Origin of the sequence: Vibrio sp. 10N.286.49.E11, assembly GCF_041469505.1 — a bacterium.
GTDB lineage: Bacteria > Pseudomonadota > Gammaproteobacteria > Enterobacterales > Vibrionaceae > Vibrio > Vibrio crassostreae_C.
Window position 1 is genome coordinate 46,671 of the sequence record NZ_JBFRKQ010000044.1, and the last position, 22,641, is coordinate 69,311.

A 22,641-nucleotide genomic window follows, 5' to 3' on the forward strand; every position below is an offset into this window, starting at 1 on the left:
CTTCATTAGTAACCAGCAGCCTTAAAGTCAGGCAAGAACTGCCCATGAGGCAGACGACGAACTTGCGTGCTAACGGTACCGTCTTGATGTAATTCAATCTCTCTCCAGCCCGGAGACAAAGTATCAACCGCGAAGTCATCTGAGTTAGGTTTGAATTGCACACAAGTCGACGGTGTTGCCATGACTTGTACACCATGATGATCTCGGTTCATGTCTTGATGAACGTGACCACACAGTACGGCTTTAACATTGGTGTGCTGTTGAACCACATCCCAAAATTGATCGGCGTCTTTTAGGTTATGTTGATCTAACCATGCGCTGCCAACCAACAATGGATGGTGGTGCAATAGAACCAAGGTATTACGTTCAGGGAACTCCGTCAGCTTCTGTTCTAATAGGTCAAGCTGTTGATCGCTGAGGCGACCATGAGGCACACCAACCACCTGCGAGTCTAGCATCACCATCTGCCAGTTATCGCCTAGCAAGACATGCTCAACACACTGTATTTGTGGTGATGGTAAAACACTGCCCATATTAGGCTTAAAGTCATGGTTCCCTGGCAGCCAATAGCATGGCTTTTCCAAAGGCTGAATCCCTGACTCAAATTTCTGGTACGACTCAGCACTGTGATCTTGAGATATATCACCGGTTGCTAAAATCGCTTGATAGTCAAAGCCCTGACTAACAATGCCATCGACTACAGCACGAAAGCTATCTTGAGTGTTGATGCTTAATAAGCTGCCATTGCTCGGCGCAAATAAATGCGTGTCCGTTAGCTGCACAAGCTTAATAGTGCTCTCATCAAATTTTGAAGTGTGTGATAATTCCAAAATAACAAATCCAGATACGTTACTGTTTAGACTTTAAAAGTGTTGATAAATAGGCTCAATTAAAAGGCAATTGGGGTTCGGCTGATACCCGTTTTTAAACAAAACGTTAACCATTCCCCAAGAAATTTATTCAATTGAAATTTCTCGTCCTTTTGCAGAAGCTTAGTGTTGGGGTAGTCATATTTCGCTTTGACTCGCGAAAAATCCCCGCTAGCGCACACTTCTGCAACTCGAGCGTCGTGATATAGCCTGACAGACATTTTTGGCAAAGGAAACACTGGCATCGCATCACTCTGACATATATCTATTAATGTGGTGTATTTTGTGACCTCATTCACTGTCAATTGATACACCATATTAACGGCTTGGTAACAGCGAACGTCACCAACCTCATGCCCAACCGGTAACAAAGCGTTCAGTTTGGCATAGTTAGTCTCGTAAACTCGCATCAATTCAGCAAGATCAACATGATACGGTTTTTTGACCGCGATATTTGGCATGACGTTAATCTATCCAGTCTGACTGTAATTCTTGGTAGTTCAATTGTAGCCACTGTAGCGCAATGATCGTGGCTCCATTTTCAAATACACCATCTTTTACCAACTGATAAGCAGCTTCGCGACTCATCACTTGTACACGAATGTCTTCACCTTCGTAGTCCAATCCGTGTACCCCTTTGGCTGTCGTTGCATCAACACAGCCAACAAAGACGTCGAGCTTTTCAGAGCAACCACCAGATGAAGGATAATACGAAGTAATAGGCAATACAGATCCGACTTCGACTCCGGCTTCTTCCATCGCCTCACGACGAGCGACATCTTGTGGTGATTCATCGGTATCAATGATCCCAGCAACAATTTCGTATTGCCATGGGTTCTCATGCTCTAGGGCACCAACACGGATCTGTTCGACGATCACAACTTCGTCACGCACAGGATCATAAGGTAGCAAAGCGGCAGCATGTCCACGCTCAAACATCTCACGCTCTATTGGTTGGCTCCAGCCTCCCTCAAATAGTCTATGTTTAAATGTGTACTTGACCATTTTGAAAAAACCACGAAACAGCGTCTCTTTTGAGACTATTTCCACATCTTGCGGAGTAAACTCATGTCGTTGATTGTCATACTGTTGCATTTGGTACCTCACTAAGTGATCTTTATAGTTTACTCATTGTCCGAGTTAACTACCAAGGATAAGGTTCAACTTTTTATATAAAATTTATAATTAAAGTTAAGTTTTAAAAAATAAATATTGCACAAGTGGACAGTTAACTGTAAAAAAGTGCAAAGTTTCGAGTAAATTACCACCAAACTGGGTTAAACTCTTCTAAAGAAAATTCCATAAAAGGCAGGAATAGGAAAATGAAAAAACTGCTTCCACTATTTATCAGTGCAGCAATTGGCAGCCTGAGTTCGTCAGCTTTTGCTGATACGCTAGCTGAAGTTTACGACCAAGCAAAACAGAACGATCCACAACTTCTTCGTTCAGCAGCGCAGCGCGATGCCGCTTTTGAAGCAGTAACGTCAAGTCGTAGCTCTTTGTTACCGCAAATCAATTTGACTGCGAACTACGACATTAATCGTGGTGACTATAAAGACGCAAGTAATGACAACAACCAATGGGGTGTTGGAATTGGTTTCAGTCAAGAGCTTTACCAGCGTTCTTCTTGGATCACTCTAGACACGGCAGAGAAAACTGCTCGTCAATCTGATTCAGCTTACGCGGCAGAACAACAAGCTTTGATCCTTCGTGTTGCAACAGCATACTTCGAAGTACTTAGAGCTCAAGATAACCTAGAGTTTGTTCGTGCAGAAAAAGCAGCGGTTGCTCGTCAACTAGAACAAACTAAGCAACGTTTTGAAGTGGGTCTTTCAGCAATCACCGATGTACACGATGCACAAGCTCAGTACGATGGCGTTTTGGCTGATGAAGTTCTTGCAGAGAACGACCTAACAAATAGCTACGAAGGTCTACGTGAGATTACAGGTCAGGAACACTCTAACCTAAGCATCCTAGATACTGATCGTTTCTCAGCAAGCAAATCTTCTGAGTCTGCTGTTGCACTTGTTGAACAAGCAGAACAAAAGAACCTTAGCTTATTGGCTGCACGTATCTCTCAAGACGTAGCAAAAGATAACATATCTCTAGCGAGCTCTGGTCACCTACCAAGCTTAACGTTAGATGGTAGCTACGGTCTTGCAGAACAAACCGACAGTTCTAACAGCACAAATGATTACGACTCTGATAACCTAAACATCGGTTTGAACTTAGTTGTACCTCTATACACGGGTGGTAGCACAACTTCTTTGACTAAACAGGCTGAATACAACTACGTTGCAGCAAGTGAAGATCTAGAAGCGACTTACCGTAGCGTTGTAAAAGACGTACGTGCATTCAACAACAACATCAGTGCTTCGATCGGTGCTCTACGCGCTTACGAACAGTCTGTAGTTTCTGCTCAGTCTGCTTTAGAAGCAACAGAAGCTGGTTTTGATGTAGGTACTCGTACTATCGTTGACGTACTAGACTCGACTCGTCGTCTATACGATGCGAACAAAAATCTTTCAGATGCTCGTTACAACTACATCCTAAGTGTACTTCAGCTTCGTCAAGCGGTTGGTACGCTAAGCGAACAAGACATTGTTGATGTAAACGCAGGTCTAAAAGTAGCAAGTAAGTAATTATTAATTACTTAAGTTACCCCTACAAAAATGCCGCTCATTGAGCGGCATTTTTATTATCTATTGAAAGCTAATTCTCAACCTAGCTCAAAGTTAAGCCTTGAGACTAGAAAACGGGAAGGCTAAGAGTTAGCCTCGACCACCTTTAATCGCTTTAATGATTTCAGTGGTAGAGCAACCATCTTCAAAGTTAAGTACTTTCACTTCACCACCAGCAGCAATCACTTCCGCACCACCAGCAATCTCTTCAGGCTTGTAATCACCACCTTTCACAAGAATGCTTGGCAATACCTCAGAGATTAAACGTTGAGGGGTATCTTCAGAGAATGGCACAACCCAATCAACTGCACCTAAGCCAGCCAATACCGCCATACGACGATCAGTTGGGTTCACAGGGCGACCAGGGCCTTTCAAGCGTTTCACTGATTCGTCAGTATTCACCGCAACGATCAAACGATCGCCCAACTCAGCCGCATGGTTCATGTAAGAAACATGACCAGCATGCAGAATATCAAAGCAGCCATTGGTCATCACCACTTTCTCGCCTTTCGCACGAGCACGCTTCACCGCTTCAACCAGTGCCGCTTCAGAGATAACACCGTAGTCTGTGTCTTGACTACCGTGAATCGCTTCCGCTAGCTCAATCGTAGATAGAGTAGATGTACCAAGCTTACCCACTACCACACCTGCAGCAGCGTTCGCCAGTGCACACGCCTCGTCCAGTGGCTTGCCAGCAGCAACAGAAGCCGCCAGTACCGAGATAACCGTATCGCCTGCACCCGTCACGTCATACACTTCTTTCGCTTGAGTCGGCAAATGGAATGGTTCTAAACCTTTGCGAAGTAGTGTCATACCATGTTCACTACGAGTCACTAGCAATGCTTCAAAATCAAACTCTTCGATCAGTGCGAGTCCTTTTTCGATCATTTCTTCTTCAGATTTTACTTTGCCAGCCACCAACTCGAACTCAGCCATGTTTGGTGTAAGCAACGTTGCTCCACGGTAGCGTTCAAAGTCTGCGCCTTTCGGGTCGATAAACACAGGAACTTTTGCTGCGCGCGCTTTTTGGATAAAGCTCTGCACGTGCTCCAACGCACCTTTTGCGTAATCAGATAGAATTACCGAGCGCACATTTGGAAGCGCTTGCTCCATACGAGATAAAACCAGCTCAGGATCCGTATTCTCAAATTTATCTTCAAAATCAAGGCGAATTAGCTGCTGACCACGGCTCATCACTCGCAGTTTAGTAATGGTTGGGTAATCTTCTAACTCAACGAAATCACATTTAACCTTTAGTGCGCCTAAGGTATTTTTTAACACCTCAGCAGGCTCATCTTTACCGGTCAAACCAACGATATGAGCATGGCCACCAAGAGAAGCAATATTCATTGCTACGTTGGCTGCACCACCAGGACGCTCTTCGTTATTTTCTACTTTTACAACGGGTACAGGTGCTTCTGGTGAAATACGGCCAGTTGGGCCATACCAGTAACGGTCAAGCATTACGTCACCGACAACAAGAACGCCTGATTGGCTGTAGTCAGGTAGAATTGGTTTCATTATGGATCTCCAAAAATCGAATCTGGCTAGAGTCTAGCACACTGATTACAGTGGCTAAACTATAGATAAATGAGTAAAAGCCTATCAAGATAGACACATCAGTCACTACGTTATGACTTGGTTAAGCTTCCATCCATTGCTTCCATGCTTGAACAACATGTTCTCTTTCCATCTCAAACTTCTCAATCGCCACATCCGCATCAAGGTTAAGTAGATTCCGGTGGTGGATTTCATCCCTTAATGTGGTGTACGCATTGGTCAATGCCATACCTTGTTGCTCGTCCATTATCCCTTGCGACAACAAGCTTTCAAAGATTCTCACATTGTCACACCAACGAGTAAGCTTTGGCTTCTCATTGCTGTATCTAAGCACTAAGTATTGCGCCAAGAACTCAATATCAGTAATACCGCCCGCATCTTGTTTAAGCATGAATCGATCGGCTTTTTTACCGCCTAAATGGCCACGCATTTTTTCACGCATATCCACAACTGACTTTTTGAGTGTTGCCTCATCTCGTGGCAAGCACAAAACCTCATGCCTAGTTTTGTTAAACGCAGATACCAATAAGTCATCACCGTAAATCATACGAGCACGAGTGAGGGCCTGGTGCTCCCATGTCCACGCGTCATTGTGCTGATACTCGTCAAAGGCATCGGTTGGACTCACCAATAGACCAGATGCACCAGAAGGGCGTAGGCGAGTATCGACTTCGTACAAAATGCCAGAAGCAGTTCTGGTCGAGAAAATATGAATAATACGCTGCGCTAATCTTAAGTAGAATTGGCGTCCATCGATCTCTTTCTTTCCATCAGTATAGATGTGTACCGGGCAGTCGTGCATGAACACGATATCGAGATCGGAGTTATAACCAAGCTCCCAACCACCGACTTTGCCATAACCAACGACAGCAAAACCGCGACCTTCGCGATCTTTAACATGGGTCGGTTCACCAAACTTGGCGGATACTTGTAACCAAGCTTGATTGACACCCGCCTCCACAATGGCTTCTGCTAAGTAGGTCAGGTGATCACTGACCTTCATGACAGGTAGAGCACCCGCAATATCCGCGGCTGCAATTCTCAATATACAGGTCTGCTTAAACTGACGCAGACCTTCCATCTGTTGCTCCATATCATCTTCAGGGATACGGGCTAGATAATCACGCAACTCGGTCTTGTAAGACTCTAAAGGCACGGGATTGTAGAGTTGCTGAGGGTCGATAAGTTCATCTAACAGAATTGGATAACGACCCAACTGCTCCGAAATCATCGGGCTTGCCGTACACAGGCGAACTAGCTGAGTCAACGCGGCAGGGTGTTCATCTAGTAGTTCAAGGTAAGTGGTACGCGTAACGATTTTATGCAGCAGATGCAGTACTCGCGACAAACCAAACTCGGCATCCTTAGCGGTGTACAGCACTTGAAACACTTTCGGCATCAGTCGATTGAGGACTTCCCGCCCACGAGGGCCAAGAGTCTTTTTAGCCAAATCGGCTTTAAACTGAATGATCGTTTTCGCCGCATCAGGCGGGCTCGCGACCGCAATGTCGTGTTCCAACACGTGCTCAATTACATCGGGTTTATGGGCCATATCCCACAACTCGCTAAAGTGGCTCGCGATCGGATTAGCGTCATCTTCATCAACGCCAATTAGGTCTTCGAACACGGTATGTACATTCGCCATATGGGCGCGAGTTGCCACAATCAAGCTATCCCAATCGGAAAATTGCATGGCAACCGCAAGCTGCAGTTGTTCGAATTCACCGTCAGGTAAGGTTTGAGTTTGCTTATCAGCCATGGCTTGTAACAGGTTCTCAAGGCGACGCAAAAACAGATAAGCTTCACGTAGGTGCCCCACCTCTTCAGACTCTAGCAGATGAAGGGATTCAATCGCACTTAAGGTTTCGAGTAACCCTCGACCGCGTAAGCTAGGCTCGCGTCCACCACGAATCAATTGGAAGACTTGTGCGATAAACTCAACTTCACGAATACCACCAGAGCCAAGCTTGATGTTGTTCGAGAGACCACGACGACGCACTTCGCTGCTGATCATAGACTTCATTCGGCGCAGAGATTGAATCGCACTAAAATCAATATAACGGCGGAACACAAACGGGCGTAGCATTTGGCGAAGCTCTTGATACTCAGGGTACATCTCACTGCCCATCACACGCGCTTTGACCATAGCGTAGCGTTCCCAATCGCGACCTTGTTCTTGATAGTAATCTTCTAGCGCAGCGTAACTCATGACCAGTGGACCACTCTCACCGAATGGACGCAGGCGCATGTCTACTCGATAACAGAATCCATCGAAGGTTTGCTGATCAAGCGCCTTAATAATACGTTGCCCGAGACGTGTAAAGAACTGCGCATTGGCAATGCTGCGTCTTGCACCTTGGGTTTCACCATTCTCTGGGTAGGTGAAGATCAGATCGATATCGGAAGAGAAGTTAAGCTCACCGCCCCCTAGCTTGCCCATACCAATGATCAACATCGGCTGTGCTTCGCCTTGTTCATTACAAGGTGTGCCCCACTCTTTACAACAAATATCGTACTGCCATTGGTAGGTTTCGAAGATCATCGCCTCAGCCAACATCGATAGATGATTTAGGCTCTGCTCTAGCTCCCACGAACCCATAAAATCACGCCAAGCAATGTAGGTCATTTCTCGATTTCGGAATTGACGCAGCACGCGCTGACCGCTCATTTCATCGGTGCAACTAGAAAGTAATTCAGCCAAGCGTTCTCGGTATCCTTCAGCGCGTTCTTCGCATGCCAACATATTAGGTAAGTCACCACATAAAACCGTATCACGCTGCAGGCAATCACCAATAAAACAGCTTAAACCGAGTACACGTTTAAGATCTTCAGTCAGTGGCTCAGACCAAGTATTGATGGCTTCACTTTGATGCTCTAATAATTGCTCAAAAGCAGACTGGGAGTGAGTGATGAGTTGAGAAGGCAATGGCATGTTTCTTCCTTGTATAAGCTGCGCGCCGAACAATCGGTTTATCGATTCAGTTCTTCAATAACGAGTTTTCATAACTAAAGATAAGTTATACCAAAGTTACGCCAATAAAAAACGCCCACATTAGCAATGTGGGCGTTTTATCGATTAACTTATCTGGTTGAGCTTACAACCGAGAAACAGTCTCTGGGAATTAGCCTTTGACGGATGAAGATTGGGTGCTGAGGACTAAACCTTAAATTGCTTAATCTTACCGTCGAGTTCTTGCGCGTTACTTTCCATAAGCTGAGAGGTCTCGAGCAGTTCACCAACCACCACAACTGAAGCTTCAACAAGCTCGCGTACATTGGTCAGGTTGACGCTCATCTCTTCAGCAACACTGCTCTGTTGGCCTGCAGCGGTCGCGATCTGGAAGTTCATATCATTGATTTGATTGACTTGGCTTACAATGCCGTCAAGCTCACTTCCCGCGTTAGTCACCAGATCAACACCTTCAGCCGCTTCAACAACACTCTTCTCCATCAGTTCTACCGCAGAGTTAGCGCTGCTTTGTAGATGACTGATCATGTCTTGAATCTCTACCGTCGCTTGCTGAGTGCGCTGTGCAAGGTTACGAACCTCATCAGCAACAACCGCAAAACCACGACCCGCTTCACCGGCACGTGCCGCTTCAATTGCAGCGTTCAATGCTAGTAGGTTTGTCTGTTCTGAAATGCCTTGGATAGTACCAACCACACTGCCAATTGAGTCAACGCGTTCTTCTACTTGGTTTACCGCTGCTGCAGATGCTGCGATATCTGAAGATAGCTCACTCATCTTAGACACTGATCCTTGAACGAACTTCTGACCAGTAAGAGCTTGGCCTGATGCCTGTTCAGTCAATGACGAAGCGCTTTGTGCATGCTCAGCGACAGTTTGCACCGTCGACGTCATCTCACTCATTGCTGTTGCCAGTTGATCGATCTCGTTGAACTCTTCTTGAGCTGACTCTTTGGTTTCAGACATGCTGATGGTCATCACTTCCGTCAGAGCAAACAGCTCATCAGAAGAGGCCACCTGAGTTTTGATCATGTCGTTCAGTTGGACGCGAGTTTTTTCAAGTTCGCGTGCCACATCGCCGTATTCATCTTTACAGTCCATTTGAATCGGCACTGAAAAGTTCTTATCTGCCATGGTTTTAATGGCGTCATTAAGGTATTGAGTCTGGCGCAGCATAACGCGCGCCGCTGCTAACAGAAGAACCACAAACACAATGATCATCAAGGCTGTTTGCCAAGCCACTTGAACTAGGTAAGTCTCGTAATGCTGTTGTGCGACTTGCGCATTGTTCGTTACAGCAAGCAATGAATCGTAAAACGTACTTGCGTCCCATAGCTGCTTCGAAATGATCAAGATAGTGCTGAATATCATCAACATGACCATTTTTGGAACGAGACGAACGTCAGAGATTACCCTTTCCCACGGCTTGAATGACAGTTTAGTCATTGTCAGTTCTCCATTAATTCTTATATATTGATGGCTTCTATATCCGCGAGGTGGCTATGTCAGTCAAAGTTCGCGATTTATTTTGAGCCTCGTATGAATGTTGAATAATACCAAAGACGCCACCAAGCCGATGAGCTTATTGTCACTGATTCTCTCTTTCTTAGCGTTATTTGTGATCTCAGGCTTATTGTTCGTACCGATCGATAAAGAATCGAAACAAGTCCTTATCGGCCTCGATTTTATAATCTGTAGTGTTTTTCTTTTTCAGCTCACAATTGATCTATTTAGATCACAAAACAAAAAAGAATTTCTAAAAGTACACTGGATCGATTTCTTAGCAAGTATCCCAATGATCGAGCCTCTTCGTTTCGCCCGTATTTTTCAAATTCTGCGAGTCATCTTAGTTCTGCGTTCAAGTAAACGTATTTTCAGAGAGTTATTTCGTAATAGGAAAGAGACCACTTTCGCTTCCATCATTCTGCTTTTGGTGATCTTACTGACTATCGGTGCTGGCACGATCCTGCTATTGGAACACAAAGATCCGAACGCCAACATCACTACAGGTCATGATGCTTTATGGTGGGCGTTTGTGACCATCAGTACTGTGGGTTATGGCGACCATTACCCAGTGACAACTTCCGGTCAGTTAGTGGCTTCAATGGTGATCATCTGTGGTGTCGGTGTGTTTGGTATGATTTCAGGCTTGATTACTTCTTTGATCACCTCCCCAACTCATCATGAGAATCAACGAGCGGAAAACAAAGAGAAACACCTTGAGAAGATCATCGAGCAGCAACAGAAAATCTTAGAGCGACTCGAAAAACTTGAGCAACAAACAAAAAAATAGGGCCCGAGCCCTATTTTCAAATTCATACTTCTATTGATACAGGTATCGAGTTTAGTCTTGCCAGTATGGCTCAACCTCAACACTGATTTGGCGTGTCTGTTCCATCGCATGCAGAATAGACACTTCTTGGCGAGCCAACCAACGCTCTAGCTGAAGCTTCTCATCGCCTTCCAGCTTCTCAGTCAAAGGCTCTAATGTTTTAAGTGCCAGCAAGTCATCAATGCCTTGCACCATATCGGCCCATGGCAAGCGGAAGCTGTTTCGTTCATCGTCATCATACAAACTCGCGAAACCAACGCCAGAATACAGATTACGCATCAAACGGTATTGCTGATCAATATACGCTTGGCTAGTCATCACTCGCTCTGGCGGGAAAGCTTCCATCAAATCGGCCCATGTACGATCAAGTTGCTGCACGGAAAACCATTCGATACCACGAGCCATTTGCTCACGTGCTTTTTCATCTAAGAAAGGTTGCCAGCCACGAGACAAGATCCAACGGCTCAGATCTAATAATAAACCGGTGTATCGAGCAGAACTCAGCAAGGTCAGCAGGTCTTCACGATCTGGCAGTTGCTCTTGCATCTCTTTAAGCTCAGCGACCAAGAACTTACGTGCATCGAGCTTACGCAGCACGTGGCCTTTATCTTCGAGCAAATCTTCGAAGTGATCATAGCTTTTCAGCCAGTCGAGCTCTTGCTCAAGCCACTTCAACTCTTGACGTAAAATCGCACTTGCTCGTCTAGGGACAATGCCGCCATAGATAGTGAAAGTTTGGCGAATAAAACTCAGCGAGTGACTGATCTCATGCAAAGCTTCAATCGATTGACGCTCTGTGAAAATCTGCTCGTGATAATGCCAATGAGCGAGAGCATGCTCTAAAGATTGAATAAAACACGATTCAACGGTATCACTTTTGTCAGTATCAACTAAGGTCAAAGGAGTGACTTCATCTCCTTGATAACCTTGAGCAAGACGGTAACCCTTAGCTGCTTTACTTAGGTTACCCAAACGCATGCCACCTTGTTCGCAGAATTGGCGAGACAATGTAAATAGCGCATCCGTTTGACCGGATTTAAGTTCCAATTCGACTTCGCAAATCGGTTCTTGCAGGTCGCCTGATTCAACAAAGCCTTGATCGAATGCGACCTCGACTTGGCTACCATCAGGCATACCAATCAACCACTGCTCACGCGTGAAGTTGGTAGAGAACAGAGGAGTCAGCTCAGCTTGCAACGTTTCGATGTCTTTACCTGTTGGCCAGATATCCTCTGGGTGCAGGGCTAGCTTAGGTTCGTTGCTGTCGTGTTCTGCATTGTATTCAGGCCTTTGATGCAGGCCAGCAACCACACGACCAGCAGTCTTTACGGTTTGTACAAATACGTCATCAAAGCGTCGAATGCGTAAGCCTGTATCGTGCTTACGTAGCCAGTTGTCAGCGGTGTCAAAGTAGATGTTACCTAGCTCACGACAACTGTGCTGAAGTACTTTAGTTTCAGCAATTTTATTGCGTAAAGTCTCTGAAAATTCAGGAGAAACAAAAAACTTCAGTTCTATCTCGGTTTCCATAGTTATACCTTTCTGTGAAGATAGGGACAGGATATTGCCAATTTGAAAAGTCGGCAAGTCAGAAATATCGCCCTTATGATGATCTAAAACAGTTTTAATGAGAGATTGATTAGGTTAACATGCGCGACTTTGTAGCCATCGCTTAACATTTCACCATGAATATGGTGTATGTTGTTTTAAGGTTATTATTTATTAGGTTGGATGACCATGCCAGTAAATACAATTATGGGGTTATTTGCAAAGTCCCCAATTAAACCTTTGCAGCGTCACGTAGTATGCGTGAACGAATGTTGTTCTCACCTAGTTAATTTCTTTGAAGTTTCTTCAAAAGGTGACTGGGAAAAAGCATCAGAAATTCGAGCTCAAATTTCTCACCTTGAGAAAGAAGCTGACGTACTAAAACGTGAAATTCGCCTTAAACTTCCTCGTGGTTTGTTTATGCCAGTTGATCGCACCGATATGTTGGAGCTATTAACGCAACAAGACAAACTCGCAAACCTAGCGAAAGACATTGCTGGCCGTGTATATGGTCGTCAACTTGTCATTCCTGCTCCTATGCAAGAAAACTTCATCGCTTACGTTAAACGTTGTCTAGATGCAGCGAACCAAGCACAAAACGTAATCAATGAATTAGACGAATTACTTGAGACTGGCTTTAAAGGCCGTGAAGTAACACTCGTTGCCGAAATGATTCATCAATTAGATGTAATTGAAGATGACACGGATGCGATGCAGATCGAACTACGCCAACAACTAATGGCAATTGAAGGCGATCTGAATCCAGTTGATATCATGTTCTTATACAAAATTCTTGAATGGGTTGGTGGTATTGCAGATCAAGCACAGCGTGTAGGCGCTCGTCTTGAAGTAATGCTTTCTCGATCTTAAATCATACGTTAACCATATAACGAAGAGCATTTTTTGAACAAACCACTTATGCGCTGAGTATTCCTCTCGCTGAGCGGTTTTTTGCGTCTAAATTTGTTCCGCTTGTTATCAAACAACTAGGTATTACGATGGATATCCTTGCTAACTACGGCACTGTCCTGATTATTGTTGCAGCAGCTTTCGGTTTCTTGATGGCTATTGGTATTGGTGCAAATGACGTTGCGAACGCAATGGGCACCTCTGTAGGCTCTAAAGCTTTAACCGTTAAACAAGCGATTATTATCGCAATGATCTTTGAATTCGCAGGTGCTTACCTTGCGGGCGGCGAAGTAACAGACACGATCCGTAAAGGTGTTATCGAAACGTCTCTATTCGCTCATCAACCAGATGTACTTGTGTACGGCATGATGTCAGCACTTCTTGCTGCTGGTACATGGCTACTTCTCGCTTCTTACATGGGCTGGCCGGTTTCTACGACTCACTCAATCATCGGTGCAATCATCGGCTTTGCGTGTATTTCTGTAGGTACTGAAGCTGTAGACTGGAACAGTGTTCAAGGTATTGTGGGCAGTTGGATTATCACACCCGTTATTTCCGGCTTCTTCGCTTACGTCATATTTGTAAGTGCTCAACGACTGATTTTTGATACAGAGAACCCGCTATTTAACGCGAAACGCTTTGTACCGGTATACATGTTCATTACAACAATGGTAATTGCACTTGTAACCATCAAGAAAGGTCTTAAGCACGTTGGTCTTCACCTAAGCAACACTGAAGCATGGGTTTGGGCTGCTGGCGTTTCTGCGCTTGTAATGATCGGCGGTTACCTATACATCCAGAAGAAATTCGCTAACCGCGAAGAAGACCACGGCTTTGCAGGTGTTGAAGGCATCTTCTCTGTACTCATGGTTATCACAGCTTGTGCGATGGCATTTGCACACGGTTCAAACGACGTTGCAAACGCGATTGGTCCACTGTCTGCTGTTGTATCAACCGTTGAGCACATGGGTGAAATCACAGGTAAGAGTACTATCGCATGGTGGATTCTTCCTCTAGGTGGTTTCGGTATCGTTGTTGGTCTTGCAACAATGGGTCATAAAGTAATGGCAACCGTTGGTACTGGTATTACAGAACTAACACCAAGCCGTGGCTTTGCTGCACAACTTGCAACGGCATGTACAGTTGTACTAGCTTCAGGTACTGGCCTTCCAATCTCTACTACACAAACACTCGTTGGTGCAGTATTAGGTGTTGGTTTTGCTCGTGGTATCGCAGCACTAAACTTAGGCGTTGTACGTAATATCGTGGCTTCTTGGATTGTGACACTACCTGCAGGTGCTCTACTTGCTGTTGTGTTCTTCTACGGAATTCAAGCTGCGTTTACTATGTAATCGCGACTGCGTTAGTGAATACTAGCGTCAGAACAGTGTGAGCTTCAGTAACGATATGTAAATGCCATGTCATTATTGACTCAAACGCACAGAAAGGGAGGCTTTGCCTCCCTTCTTTGTTGCACCGCATAAAGAAACTAAATATTATTTGCTGATTGAGGCTGACTCATACGCCTACCCAATTTGAATCGTTAAGGGATTTACTGTGAAAAAACTGATTAGCTTAGTTTTGTTCGCAATGCTTGCGGCTCCAGCTGCCTTTGCACAAGACCGTTATATTGCTGACAAACTATTTACTTATATGCATTCTGGCCCAAACAACACATTCCGTATCATCGGTAGTGTTGATGCTGGTGAAAAGATTACATTCCTACAAACTAACAAGAGTACGGGTTACACCCAAATTCAAGACAACCGTGGCCGTAAAGGTTGGGTTGAAAGCAAGTTTGTAAGCACTCAAGAAAGCATGGCACTGCGTATGCCTAAGCTAGAGAAAGAGCTGACGGAAGTTAAAGGCAAGCTAGCGAATGCTCGTCAGAGTGCTGACAGCGAAAAAGCTGGCCTAGCAAGCTCTCTAGATTCTCGTAACAAGCAGATTGCTGAACTAGAACAGAACTACAGTGAAATTAGCCAACAGCTAACGAGTTCTCAAACAGAGAACCGTGAACTGCGCGCTAAGCTAGACACTCAAAAAGACGACCTACTATTGAAGTACTTCATGTACGGTGGTGGTGTTGCGGGTATTGGTCTACTTCTAGGCCTTGTTCTGCCACACATCATGCCTCGTCGCAGAAAATCACCAAACGGTTGGGCGTAGACTTAACGCTTGTATCAGGTACAGTAAATTCAGTATCGAATATCAAAAAGGAGCACCGAGGTGCTCCTTTTTATTTGTCTGTTATCTAAATACGTATAGAAATCGCTAACCTTTCCACTCGTACAGAGCCGGGATTTCTATCTTCTGTTGATTGAACTCTATGATCACTGATTGTGGCTTAATCTCTAGTAATTGAATGTCTTGTCCAATCCAATCTCCTTGCGCCACTTCTTGGCCGTTCACTTTTACCCAACGTTTGGTCTCGCTGCTCGAGTACATATGAGTTTGTAGGTCTAACTTAGGAAGGACGCCTGATAAGCTATTGGTGTGCGTTTCCAACTCAATAACCTGAGAGCCTCTTTGCCCTGCGGGTCTAGAGTCCATCGGCTCAGGAGTGCTTTGTTGCTCCCCCATAATGGATTCAAGCTTCAATGCCAAATCAGGTGGCAACTCACTGAGGTCTAGCCCTTGCAGCAGATCACTGTCCGATTGTAAGTCACTATTTGATTGCTGATCAGTGCTTGATTGCAGAGCAGTCGTTTCATCACTCGCGCCTGGCTGAACGGATGACGATTCAGAACTGGCTGTCATTTGAGTGTTGTTATCAGCATTAGCGAAGATCACTGCTGAGCCACCAGCGGTGTTTGCACGATTAGCGCCAGAATCAATCTGTGCATACATCTCTTGGCGTGGCAGTGCTTTCAAAGGTTGGCTCTCCGGTGCAGGGCGAACGGTGAACGAGGCATCTTCTTCCTCAGACACGGCATCCATGCTTGCTATATCAGCATCCGCAATTTCAGGCTCAATGTCTGATTCAGTTTTAAATTCTGGCAGAGCGACATTGGCAGCTTGGTTCACGGCTTCTTGTTGTTGGATATACGATTGATAAGCCAAGACGCCACCCACCAACAAAGAAGGAACCAAGATTAAGAGTAGCCCCATCGCTAACGATGAACCTCGCTTGTTGCTCATCCCTTTTGCAGAATTAGGAACATGATGATTCTGGTAGCCTTTGAAGCTTGGTTTGCTAAGAGAGTGCTGATTAATAGAAGATGGCTTGTGAGACGGCTGTTTAAGTTCGTGCATAATACGTGACATTAGCTTTCGCCCCCTTCTAGTGACATCAGCTTAGGCGAATCGAGTTGAGCTAATCTCTGCAATCTTGCTAAGGTGCGCTTACCTGCAATGCCATCAACAGACATACCTTGCCACGTTTGAAATGCTTCGATTTTCATTTTTAACTCATAATCAAATACATCATTACCGGAAACAACCTCTCCTAATACTTCAGAAAGCAGTAGATCAAGCAAAGCAACCGCTTCACCTTGATAGCCCTCTTTAAGGGTCTCTCGCAGCGGCTGCTTCCAAATAGCGACGTAATCGCCTTGCCAGATTTGCTCTAAGGATTGCTTCGGCATCACCAACAGCTTTTCATTAACCAGCAACTCGACAGAATCCTTAGACACGCCATACAGCACAGCAAACACTGGTTTTTGGTCTATGTCGAGATTAAGTACCACAGGAACACCAAGTTCTAACAAGGTATCCAAACTGGCCTGCTGCTGCTCACACACAAAAACACTTTGTGGCTCACTTAAGCACAATCCATCACGCAGTGAAGATTGATATCCCCACAACGTATACAAGTCTTTGATAGCGAGAGAACGATTGGTCCCCTGCATCAAATGTTGTTGAATGTGTTGTGGCAATTCAAACTTGGCAGGTTTTGGCTCAGCAACCAACTTAGGAACATCTGATACCAAAGAACGCTGAGTACGTGCTAACACTTCCGTCTTTGCTCCATTTGATGCATCCGTAGGCAACCAAGCATTGATATAGCTTGGAGCGAAGTTAAAGGTCGCTATTGCAAGACCAACGCTTAACGTCGCAATCCCTACGTATTGGAATAACTTAGGCGCGACACGAGAAGTTAGAGCTTTCTCGACGTGATACACATCGGCCTGAAAGGACATAACCTGCTGACACGCTCGGTTAACCGTTTCATTGCTCGGTAGCTGCTCACCGTCATGAAAAGCCAACTGCAGTGCTTTATCACACACCAAGTTAATGAGCCTTGGAATACCATGCGTATATTGAGCAATCAGCTTGATAGAACGGTTCGAAAACAACATCTGCTCGCCACCCGCCGTCTCCAAACGAAACGCGATGTACTTGCCCGTTTCTTCGGTATTAAGAGGCAGTAAGTGATAACGACCAGTAATGCGCTGTGCTAGCTGACGTAGCTGCGTGGTTTGTAAGTGCTGTTGTAATTCCGGCTGGCCGACCAACAGTACTTTTAACAGCTTACGATTGTCGGTTTCCAAGTTTGTTAGAAGGCGTAACTGCTCCAACACATCGGCAGCGAGGTGTTGGGCTTCATCGATCACCAATAGGGTTTGAATGCCTTCGGCATGGCTATCAAGTAGAAAATAATGAATAGCCTGACTGAGCTGTTTCAACGATGCTTGTTCTGGGTACTCGACCTCAAACTCATCGCAGATAGCTTCTAGTAAATCCGTATTTGAAAACGTAGGGTTAAGTATAAGGCCAGCCTGAGTATGACTATCCAATGAAGACAACATCGCCTTAGCGACCGTTGTTTTCCCTGTACCAACCTCACCAGTAAGCATCGCAAAGCCCCCACCCTCGCCTAAACCGGCTTGTAGGTTCTGCATCGCTTCTTGATGGCGCTGACTCAAAAACAAGTAGCGAGAATTTGGTACAATCGAAAATGGCATCTCAACGAAGCCAAAATATTCCTTATACATGTGCTGCCCTATAATTACGATTAATGGAAAGTACCATTGCTTGCAGTAAAGTCCAGCAGTGATAAAACATTTCGAGGTGATAAGTTGCAAATTTACGATAGCCTACCAAAAGACAACGGGCTACAACGCTATCTAGTCGGTGGAGCAGTGCGCGATAAGCTGCTCAATATTGATAGTTATGATAGAGATTGGGTCGTGGTAGGGAGTACCCCTCAAGAGATGGAAAACCTTGGCTTTACTGCTGTGGGAAAAGATTTCCCGGTATTCTTGCACCCAAGAACCAAAGAAGAGCACGCACTGGCTCGCACTGAGAGAAAATCAGGCTCTGGTTACACAGGCTTCGAATGTTACTTCGCGCCAGACGTGAGTTTGGAAGAAGACCTGATGCGTCGAGATCTGACCATCAACGCTATAGCTCAAGATGATAAAGGCCAACTTCACGATCCTTATCATGGCCAGAAAGATCTCTCGGATCGTATCTTAAGACACGTTTCAGACGCTTTTGTTGAAGACCCTCTTCGTGTACTGCGTGTGGCTCGCTTCGCCGCCAAGCTTCACCATCTTAACTTCACGGTTGCACCTGAAACCATGGATATGATGAGTGAGATCGTCCAATCCGGTGAGCTGGCACATCTCACTGCCGAACGAGTTTGGCAAGAGTGGCATAAGTCTCTTAGTACACCGCACCCTGAAGTGTTCCTCTCTGTATTGAAAGAGTGTGGTGCATTGGCAGTCGTATTACCTGAGATTGACGCTCTATTTGGCGTCCCTCAACCTGAAAAATGGCACCCTGAAATCGACACGGGTATTCACACTCTGATGGTTGCTCAGCAAGCCGCACTATTAAGCCCATCGCTACCGGTACGCTTTGCAGCTCAAGTGCATGACTTAGGTAAAGGCGTCACACCACAAGCTGAATGGCCAAGCCATAAAATGCACTGCCACACAGGTGTTAAGATAATCAAGAAACTGTGTGAGCGAGTGAGAGTGCCCAATGAGTTCAGAGACCTTGCGTTGTTAGTGTGCGAGCAACATTCTAATATCCACCGCACAGGCGAGCTCAAACCAACCACCTTTCTCAAGGTTCTCAACAAGTTCGATGTTTGGCGTAAGCCAGATAGGCTCGACGATATACTACTTTGCTGCCAGGCCGACCACGCAGGCCGAAAAGGATTAGAAGATCAGCCTTATCCTCAAAAAGCGCGCTTTGAAGTCGCCTACCAAGCGGCGCTTCAAGTCGAAGTTAAGGCGATTATTGCCGATGGCTTTAAAGGTAAAGATATTCGAGAAGAACAAGAGAAACGCAGAGCCATCGCAATTGAAAACGCTCTATCAGAACTTGCTAGCAGTTAATCGTCACCGCACTAACTAAAACGTATTAAAAAGCCCGCAGTTAAGCGGGCCTTTTGTTTCAATTCTTACAGCGAGACCGTTGCCTGTGTCTGTTACTGCATAATTAAGAAAGCAAACAGACCACAACCTAGAATCAGGCGGTAGATAACGAACGGTGTCATGCCCATACGAGAGATAAGCTTCAAGAAGAAGTGAATACAGATGTAAGCACTGATGAAAGACACCGCAACACCCGTTAGCAAAGTGCCAACATGGATTGGGTCACCGCTTGTCACCAACTTAAGACCTAAATAACCACCAGCCAGAGTGATGATTGGGATAGACATCAAGAAAGAGAATCGAGCCGCCGCTTCACGTGTGAAACCAAGGTAAAGCGCCGCGGTAATGGTTGCGCCAGAACGAGACGTGCCCGGAATGATCGCCATTGCTTGAGCAAGACCAATAAACAGCGCCTTTTTCCAACCCGCTTGGTATTCGTCATCGCGCAGGCTTGAGTTCTTGTCCACCCACCATAGCAATAGACCAAAGATAATCGTTGTCGTCGCGATCACCCACGCACTGCGTAAGTAAAGCTCAACAATATCTTTCATCAACAAGCCAAAGATACACGCAGGAATCGTCGCGAGAATGATCATCCACGCTAACTTCGCTTCTTTACTACGATCACCTTTAAACACTGAACCAAAGAATGCGCTCAACAGAGAGACCACTTCTTTACGGAAATAGATAACAACAGCTGCCAAAGTACCAACGTGGACAGCGACATCAAAAGCCAAACCTTGATCTTCCCAGCCTAAAACAGCTGAAGGAAGGATTAGGTGTGCAGAACTGGAAATAGGTAAAAACTCTGTAAAGCCTTGCACCAACGCCAATATAAACGCTTCAAAATAACTCATTACTTACCTTAAAAATTATAGTTTTATATCTACGACAGAGAGCGAGTCTAATTGCTGCATCTTCTGCCATATTTCACTGACGGTTCTTCCGTCTTGCGGGATCACTCGCGCAGGACAAAGATCATAAAGCGGCTGTGTTACAAAAGGATATTTGTAGATATCACTGCGTGGTAATTCTGGTTCACACTCAGAAACCTCCTCTCCAAACAGCACAATATCAAGATCGAGTTTTCGATCTTGTAGTTTGTGCGCATCTTGAGAGCGACCCCATTTAAACTCAATTTTACGCAGCTGCTGTGAAAATTCAGTCAATGAGAGTGACGTGTCGAGCTCTATCACAAAGTTATAAAACGGATGGCTATTAAAACCCACGGGCTCACAGTGATAGATTTTAGAGCATTTAAGGTTAGTCCCTAACGATTGAAGCTCTGTCCATGCCACCCTTGCATGCTTGTCGCGGTCTATGTTCGTGCCAACACCAACATAGGCTACTGTCATGCTTGACCTCGTTCGATGATCACACCAACGGATTTTGCTTGTGGCACTGCGCCAGGTTTAGCCAATCGGATTTTAATCCACGGCACAGAGAACTGAGTCATAATAAGCTCTGCGACTTCTTCAGCAACACGTTCTACGAGTAGAAAACGGCCATTTGCAATGTGCTCAAGTACTGCAGTGCTCACTTTCGAATAATCCAAAGCATCAACCACATCATCACTCTTGCCTGCTGGGCGGTTGTCATGAGCCATTTCAATATCAAGCACAAGTTTTTGTTTAATCTCTTGTTCCCAATCGTAAACACCGATCGTTGTAATTACTTCTAGCTGTTCAATGAAAACTTTATCCAGTGCCATGACTTGTCCTTTTAGAGGTCGGATACCCATATAGGGGAAAAAAACGTATTATTTGCATAATTCGAGATATGATATCAATTACTCTTGGATTGAGCATTATTTTCCCATCGTTAGGCTTATAACCGTTTAAGGAAAGACATGACCCCATTGGCACTAATCATGATCATTGCAGCCTATTTGCTAGGTTCAATCTCTAGTGCGGTCTTGATATGCCGAGTCTTAAGACTTCCCGATCCAAGAACGGTAGGCTCCAATAACCCGGGCGCCACCAATGTACTGCGTGTTGGCGGTAAAGGCGCAGCTGCTGCCGTCCTCCTATGTGACATGCTGAAAGGCACTATCCCTGTCTGGCTTGGCTACTACCTCAAGATCGACCCAATTATTTTAGGGGTTGTCGCAATTGCGGCGTGTCTTGGCCATATGTATCCAATCTTCTTCCACTTCAAAGGTGGTAAAGGCGTGGCAACCGCACTCGGCGCTATCGCCCCAATAGGGTTCGATCTAACCGGAATGATCATGGCGACTTGGTTAGTGGTGGCGTTTTTGTTTCGTTACTCTTCTTTAGCGGCACTGGTTACTGTGCTACTTGCCCCTTTCTACGCTTGGTTAGTCAAACCTCAATACACATTGCCAGTAGCCATGCTGTGCTGTTTGATCGTGTTACGTCACCACCAGAATATCCGCCGCCTACTCGATGGCAGCGAACCAAAACTCGGACAAAAAAAATCGGCTTAAACTGTCACGTCTAAGCCGAACTATTTTTAAACCGAGATGCGTTTAAACCGACGTAAGTATAAGTCGAACAACACTATTCAGTATTTAAGAACTTACAGCAGATGTTTATCTAAAAACGTCTTCAGCATTGTGTTCACAAACTCTGGTTGCTCTAACGAGCTAATATGACCTGCGCCAGGAATCACCACTAATTCACTGCCCGTAATGCAATCGTGCATTAGGTATGACTCAAGAACCGGACGTGGTTTATCTTCTTGTCCTACAGCAATCAAAACAGGCAAAGCAAAGTTCTCTACTGATTCGATCATATCACGACGTCCAAACACCATTCGACCGATGCGCGCCACTTCTTCCGCTTTATCACCCTTAAGTTCAGATAACTGCTGAGTAAAACCTTCAACTAAAGCTGGCGTGTTGGTTTGCGTATCATTAGCGAAGAACAGTGGAACAACCGCTTCAACAATTGGCTGAGGAACCGTCTTGGTTTGAGTGATGGTATCTAACATGCTGAAGTACTTTGCGTGAGCAACTTCTGGTTCTAAACCCACAAAAGTATCCATTAGAACCAAAGACTTAATACGTGCAGGTGCAAGTTCCGCTAACTCAGTCCCCCACATACCGCCAACCGATAAGCCAACCACTGAGAATTCTTCGATCTCTAAATGATCAAGCAGAGCCAAAACGTGCTGAGCGTAATCTTTCAAGTTACGCATCGAAGCGGGTGCAGCTTGAGACTCACCGTGAGACCAAAGCTCTGGAACAATACAGCGATACTGAGTTTTTAATGCTTCGATCTGCGGCTTCCACATTGCACTATCCCAAAGGTAGCTGTGGCCGAGTACAACAACAGGGCCTTGACCTTCATCTAGGTACGCCATCGATTGATTGTCTACTGTGAACTTGTTCATTTTCTTCCCTAATCTCTATCAGCAATTATTTATCGACATACGGTCGGTAAGCTAGGATATAAAAACGGCCGCACAAGGCGACCGTTTATCG

Annotated in this window: 20 protein-coding genes; 7 read left to right on the top strand and 13 right to left on the bottom strand. The window is 45.3% G+C overall.

Going from position 1 to position 22,641, the window contains the following annotated elements:
* Positions 1-5: 5 nt before the first annotated feature.
* From cpdA to nudF, 3 genes are read right to left on the bottom strand one after another with little or no spacing between them, the layout of a single operon-like run.
* Positions 6-830, bottom strand: coding sequence for a 3',5'-cyclic-AMP phosphodiesterase (gene cpdA / locus AB4167_RS10375; RefSeq protein WP_017061426.1), 825 nt, complete (start codon positions 828-830; stop codon positions 6-8).
* 59 nt (positions 831-889) lie between these two features.
* A complete protein-coding gene (locus AB4167_RS10380; protein WP_008222561.1) occupies positions 890-1,330 on the bottom strand; it encodes a DUF1249 family protein in 441 nt (146 codons plus the stop codon).
* A 4-nt stretch (positions 1,331-1,334) separates the two neighbouring features.
* The gene (gene nudF / locus AB4167_RS10385; protein ID WP_372136491.1) at positions 1,335-1,964 is read right to left on the bottom strand and encodes an ADP-ribose diphosphatase; all 630 of its coding nucleotides are present in this window, start codon (positions 1,962-1,964) and stop codon (positions 1,335-1,337) included.
* A gap of 227 nt (positions 1,965-2,191) precedes the next feature.
* On the opposite strand from nudF, the gene tolC reads away from it, so the two are divergent.
* Positions 2,192-3,511, top strand: a complete 1,320-nt coding sequence (gene tolC, locus AB4167_RS10390) for an outer membrane channel protein TolC (protein ID WP_136982227.1) — start codon at positions 2,192-2,194, stop codon at positions 3,509-3,511.
* A 129-nt stretch (positions 3,512-3,640) separates the two neighbouring features.
* Here tolC and hldE read toward each other — a convergent pair whose 3' ends face one another.
* The 3 genes from hldE to AB4167_RS10405 all read right to left on the bottom strand — a co-directional run bounded on the left by hldE (position 3,641) and on the right by AB4167_RS10405 (position 9,524).
* Positions 3,641-5,071, bottom strand: coding sequence for a bifunctional D-glycero-beta-D-manno-heptose-7-phosphate kinase/D-glycero-beta-D-manno-heptose 1-phosphate adenylyltransferase HldE (gene hldE / locus AB4167_RS10395; RefSeq protein ID WP_017061423.1), 1,431 nt, complete (start codon positions 5,069-5,071; stop codon positions 3,641-3,643).
* A gap of 121 nt (positions 5,072-5,192) precedes the next feature.
* On the bottom strand, positions 5,193-8,042 hold the full coding sequence (gene glnE / locus AB4167_RS10400) for a bifunctional [glutamate--ammonia ligase]-adenylyl-L-tyrosine phosphorylase/[glutamate--ammonia-ligase] adenylyltransferase (protein WP_372136492.1): 2,850 nt from the start codon (positions 8,040-8,042) through the stop codon (positions 5,193-5,195).
* A gap of 225 nt (positions 8,043-8,267) precedes the next feature.
* Positions 8,268-9,524, bottom strand: coding sequence for a methyl-accepting chemotaxis protein (locus tag AB4167_RS10405; protein ID WP_102321460.1), 1,257 nt, complete (start codon positions 9,522-9,524; stop codon positions 8,268-8,270).
* Between the two features lie 97 nt (positions 9,525-9,621).
* Here AB4167_RS10405 and AB4167_RS10410 point away from each other — a divergent pair, with 97 nt between their 5' ends.
* A complete protein-coding gene (locus tag AB4167_RS10410) occupies positions 9,622-10,371 on the top strand; it encodes a potassium channel family protein (RefSeq protein WP_102321461.1) in 750 nt (249 codons plus the stop codon).
* A gap of 51 nt (positions 10,372-10,422) precedes the next feature.
* Here AB4167_RS10410 and AB4167_RS10415 read toward each other — a convergent pair whose 3' ends face one another.
* Complete coding sequence (locus AB4167_RS10415) at positions 10,423-11,940, bottom strand: inorganic triphosphatase (RefSeq protein WP_102321462.1); 1,518 nt, start codon at positions 11,938-11,940, stop codon at positions 10,423-10,425.
* A gap of 207 nt (positions 11,941-12,147) precedes the next feature.
* Here AB4167_RS10415 and AB4167_RS10420 point away from each other — a divergent pair, with 207 nt between their 5' ends.
* From AB4167_RS10420 to AB4167_RS10430, 3 genes are all read left to right on the top strand, one after another.
* A complete protein-coding gene (locus tag AB4167_RS10420) occupies positions 12,148-12,828 on the top strand; it encodes a TIGR00153 family protein (protein ID WP_010434644.1) in 681 nt (226 codons plus the stop codon).
* 128 nt (positions 12,829-12,956) lie between these two features.
* A complete protein-coding gene (locus tag AB4167_RS10425; protein ID WP_017061418.1) occupies positions 12,957-14,219 on the top strand; it encodes an inorganic phosphate transporter in 1,263 nt (420 codons plus the stop codon).
* A gap of 205 nt (positions 14,220-14,424) precedes the next feature.
* Positions 14,425-15,036, top strand: coding sequence for a TIGR04211 family SH3 domain-containing protein (locus AB4167_RS10430; protein WP_017062917.1), 612 nt, complete (start codon positions 14,425-14,427; stop codon positions 15,034-15,036).
* Between the two features lie 105 nt (positions 15,037-15,141).
* Here the strand turns inward: AB4167_RS10430 and AB4167_RS10435 are convergent, their stop codons facing one another.
* Both AB4167_RS10435 and AB4167_RS10440 read right to left on the bottom strand, forming a co-directional pair.
* Positions 15,142-16,134 carry a general secretion pathway protein GspB gene (locus AB4167_RS10435; RefSeq protein ID WP_372136493.1) on the bottom strand — a complete coding sequence of 331 codons (993 nt, stop codon included), beginning with the start codon at positions 16,132-16,134 and terminating at the stop codon, positions 15,142-15,144.
* On the bottom strand, positions 16,134-17,804 hold the full coding sequence (locus AB4167_RS10440; RefSeq protein ID WP_372136494.1) for an AAA family ATPase: 1,671 nt from the start codon (positions 17,802-17,804) through the stop codon (positions 16,134-16,136). The genes AB4167_RS10435 and AB4167_RS10440 overlap by 1 nt, the downstream gene beginning before the upstream one ends.
* Positions 17,805-17,840: 36 nt before the next feature.
* Between AB4167_RS10440 and AB4167_RS10445 the strand changes: the two genes are divergently transcribed.
* Positions 17,841-19,157: a multifunctional CCA addition/repair protein gene (locus AB4167_RS10445; RefSeq protein ID WP_372136495.1), complete on the top strand. Its 1,317-nt coding sequence runs from the start codon at positions 17,841-17,843 to the stop codon at positions 19,155-19,157.
* A gap of 92 nt (positions 19,158-19,249) precedes the next feature.
* Here the strand turns inward: AB4167_RS10445 and AB4167_RS10450 are convergent, their stop codons facing one another.
* The 3 genes from AB4167_RS10450 to folB are packed head-to-tail and all read right to left on the bottom strand — an operon-like array spanning position 19,250 to position 20,907.
* Complete coding sequence (locus AB4167_RS10450; protein ID WP_372136496.1) at positions 19,250-20,053, bottom strand: undecaprenyl-diphosphate phosphatase; 804 nt, start codon at positions 20,051-20,053, stop codon at positions 19,250-19,252.
* A 15-nt stretch (positions 20,054-20,068) separates the two neighbouring features.
* Positions 20,069-20,551, bottom strand: coding sequence for a 2-amino-4-hydroxy-6-hydroxymethyldihydropteridine diphosphokinase (gene folK / locus AB4167_RS10455; protein ID WP_017062921.1), 483 nt, complete (start codon positions 20,549-20,551; stop codon positions 20,069-20,071).
* On the bottom strand, positions 20,548-20,907 hold the full coding sequence (folB, locus tag AB4167_RS10460) for a dihydroneopterin aldolase (protein WP_372136497.1): 360 nt from the start codon (positions 20,905-20,907) through the stop codon (positions 20,548-20,550). Before folB ends, folK begins: the two co-directional genes overlap by 4 nt.
* A 138-nt stretch (positions 20,908-21,045) precedes the next feature.
* Between folB and plsY the strand changes: the two genes are divergently transcribed.
* Positions 21,046-21,642 (top strand): glycerol-3-phosphate 1-O-acyltransferase PlsY, encoded by a 597-nt coding sequence (gene plsY, locus AB4167_RS10465; RefSeq protein WP_009847793.1) that lies wholly within the window; start codon positions 21,046-21,048, stop codon positions 21,640-21,642.
* A gap of 92 nt (positions 21,643-21,734) precedes the next feature.
* Here the strand turns inward: plsY and AB4167_RS10470 are convergent, their stop codons facing one another.
* Positions 21,735-22,550, bottom strand: coding sequence for an alpha/beta fold hydrolase (locus tag AB4167_RS10470; protein WP_372136498.1), 816 nt, complete (start codon positions 22,548-22,550; stop codon positions 21,735-21,737).
* Positions 22,551-22,641 lie beyond the last annotated feature (91 nt).

What these genes read in the sequence shown, in the direction of transcription:
- AB4167_RS10435 (WP_372136493.1), bottom strand. Translation starts at nt 16,134, where the DNA reads ATGTCACGTATTATGCACGAACTTAAACAGCCGTCTCACAAGCCATCT.
- AB4167_RS10415 (WP_102321462.1), bottom strand. Translation starts at nt 11,940, where the DNA reads ATGGAAACCGAGATAGAACTGAAGTTTTTTGTTTCTCCTGAATTTTCA.
- AB4167_RS10405 (WP_102321460.1), bottom strand. Translation starts at nt 9,524, where the DNA reads ATGACTAAACTGTCATTCAAGCCGTGGGAAAGGGTAATCTCTGACGTT.
- AB4167_RS10420 (WP_010434644.1), top strand. Translation starts at nt 12,148, where the DNA reads ATGCCAGTAAATACAATTATGGGGTTATTTGCAAAGTCCCCAATTAAA.
- AB4167_RS10380 (WP_008222561.1), bottom strand. Translation starts at nt 1,330, where the DNA reads ATGCCAAATATCGCGGTCAAAAAACCGTATCATGTTGATCTTGCTGAA.
- nudF (WP_372136491.1), bottom strand. Translation starts at nt 1,964, where the DNA reads ATGCAACAGTATGACAATCAACGACATGAGTTTACTCCGCAAGATGTG.
- tolC (WP_136982227.1), top strand. Translation starts at nt 2,192, where the DNA reads ATGAAAAAACTGCTTCCACTATTTATCAGTGCAGCAATTGGCAGCCTG.
- AB4167_RS10450 (WP_372136496.1), bottom strand. Translation starts at nt 20,053, where the DNA reads ATGAGTTATTTTGAAGCGTTTATATTGGCGTTGGTGCAAGGCTTTACA.
- AB4167_RS10425 (WP_017061418.1), top strand. Translation starts at nt 12,957, where the DNA reads ATGGATATCCTTGCTAACTACGGCACTGTCCTGATTATTGTTGCAGCA.
- AB4167_RS10410 (WP_102321461.1), top strand. Translation starts at nt 9,622, where the DNA reads ATGTTGAATAATACCAAAGACGCCACCAAGCCGATGAGCTTATTGTCA.
- folK (WP_017062921.1), bottom strand. Translation starts at nt 20,551, where the DNA reads ATGACAGTAGCCTATGTTGGTGTTGGCACGAACATAGACCGCGACAAG.
- folB (WP_372136497.1), bottom strand. Translation starts at nt 20,907, where the DNA reads ATGGCACTGGATAAAGTTTTCATTGAACAGCTAGAAGTAATTACAACG.
- plsY (WP_009847793.1), top strand. Translation starts at nt 21,046, where the DNA reads ATGACCCCATTGGCACTAATCATGATCATTGCAGCCTATTTGCTAGGT.
- AB4167_RS10440 (WP_372136494.1), bottom strand. Translation starts at nt 17,804, where the DNA reads ATGTATAAGGAATATTTTGGCTTCGTTGAGATGCCATTTTCGATTGTA.
- hldE (WP_017061423.1), bottom strand. Translation starts at nt 5,071, where the DNA reads ATGAAACCAATTCTACCTGACTACAGCCAATCAGGCGTTCTTGTTGTC.
- glnE (WP_372136492.1), bottom strand. Translation starts at nt 8,042, where the DNA reads ATGCCATTGCCTTCTCAACTCATCACTCACTCCCAGTCTGCTTTTGAG.
- AB4167_RS10470 (WP_372136498.1), bottom strand. Translation starts at nt 22,550, where the DNA reads ATGAACAAGTTCACAGTAGACAATCAATCGATGGCGTACCTAGATGAA.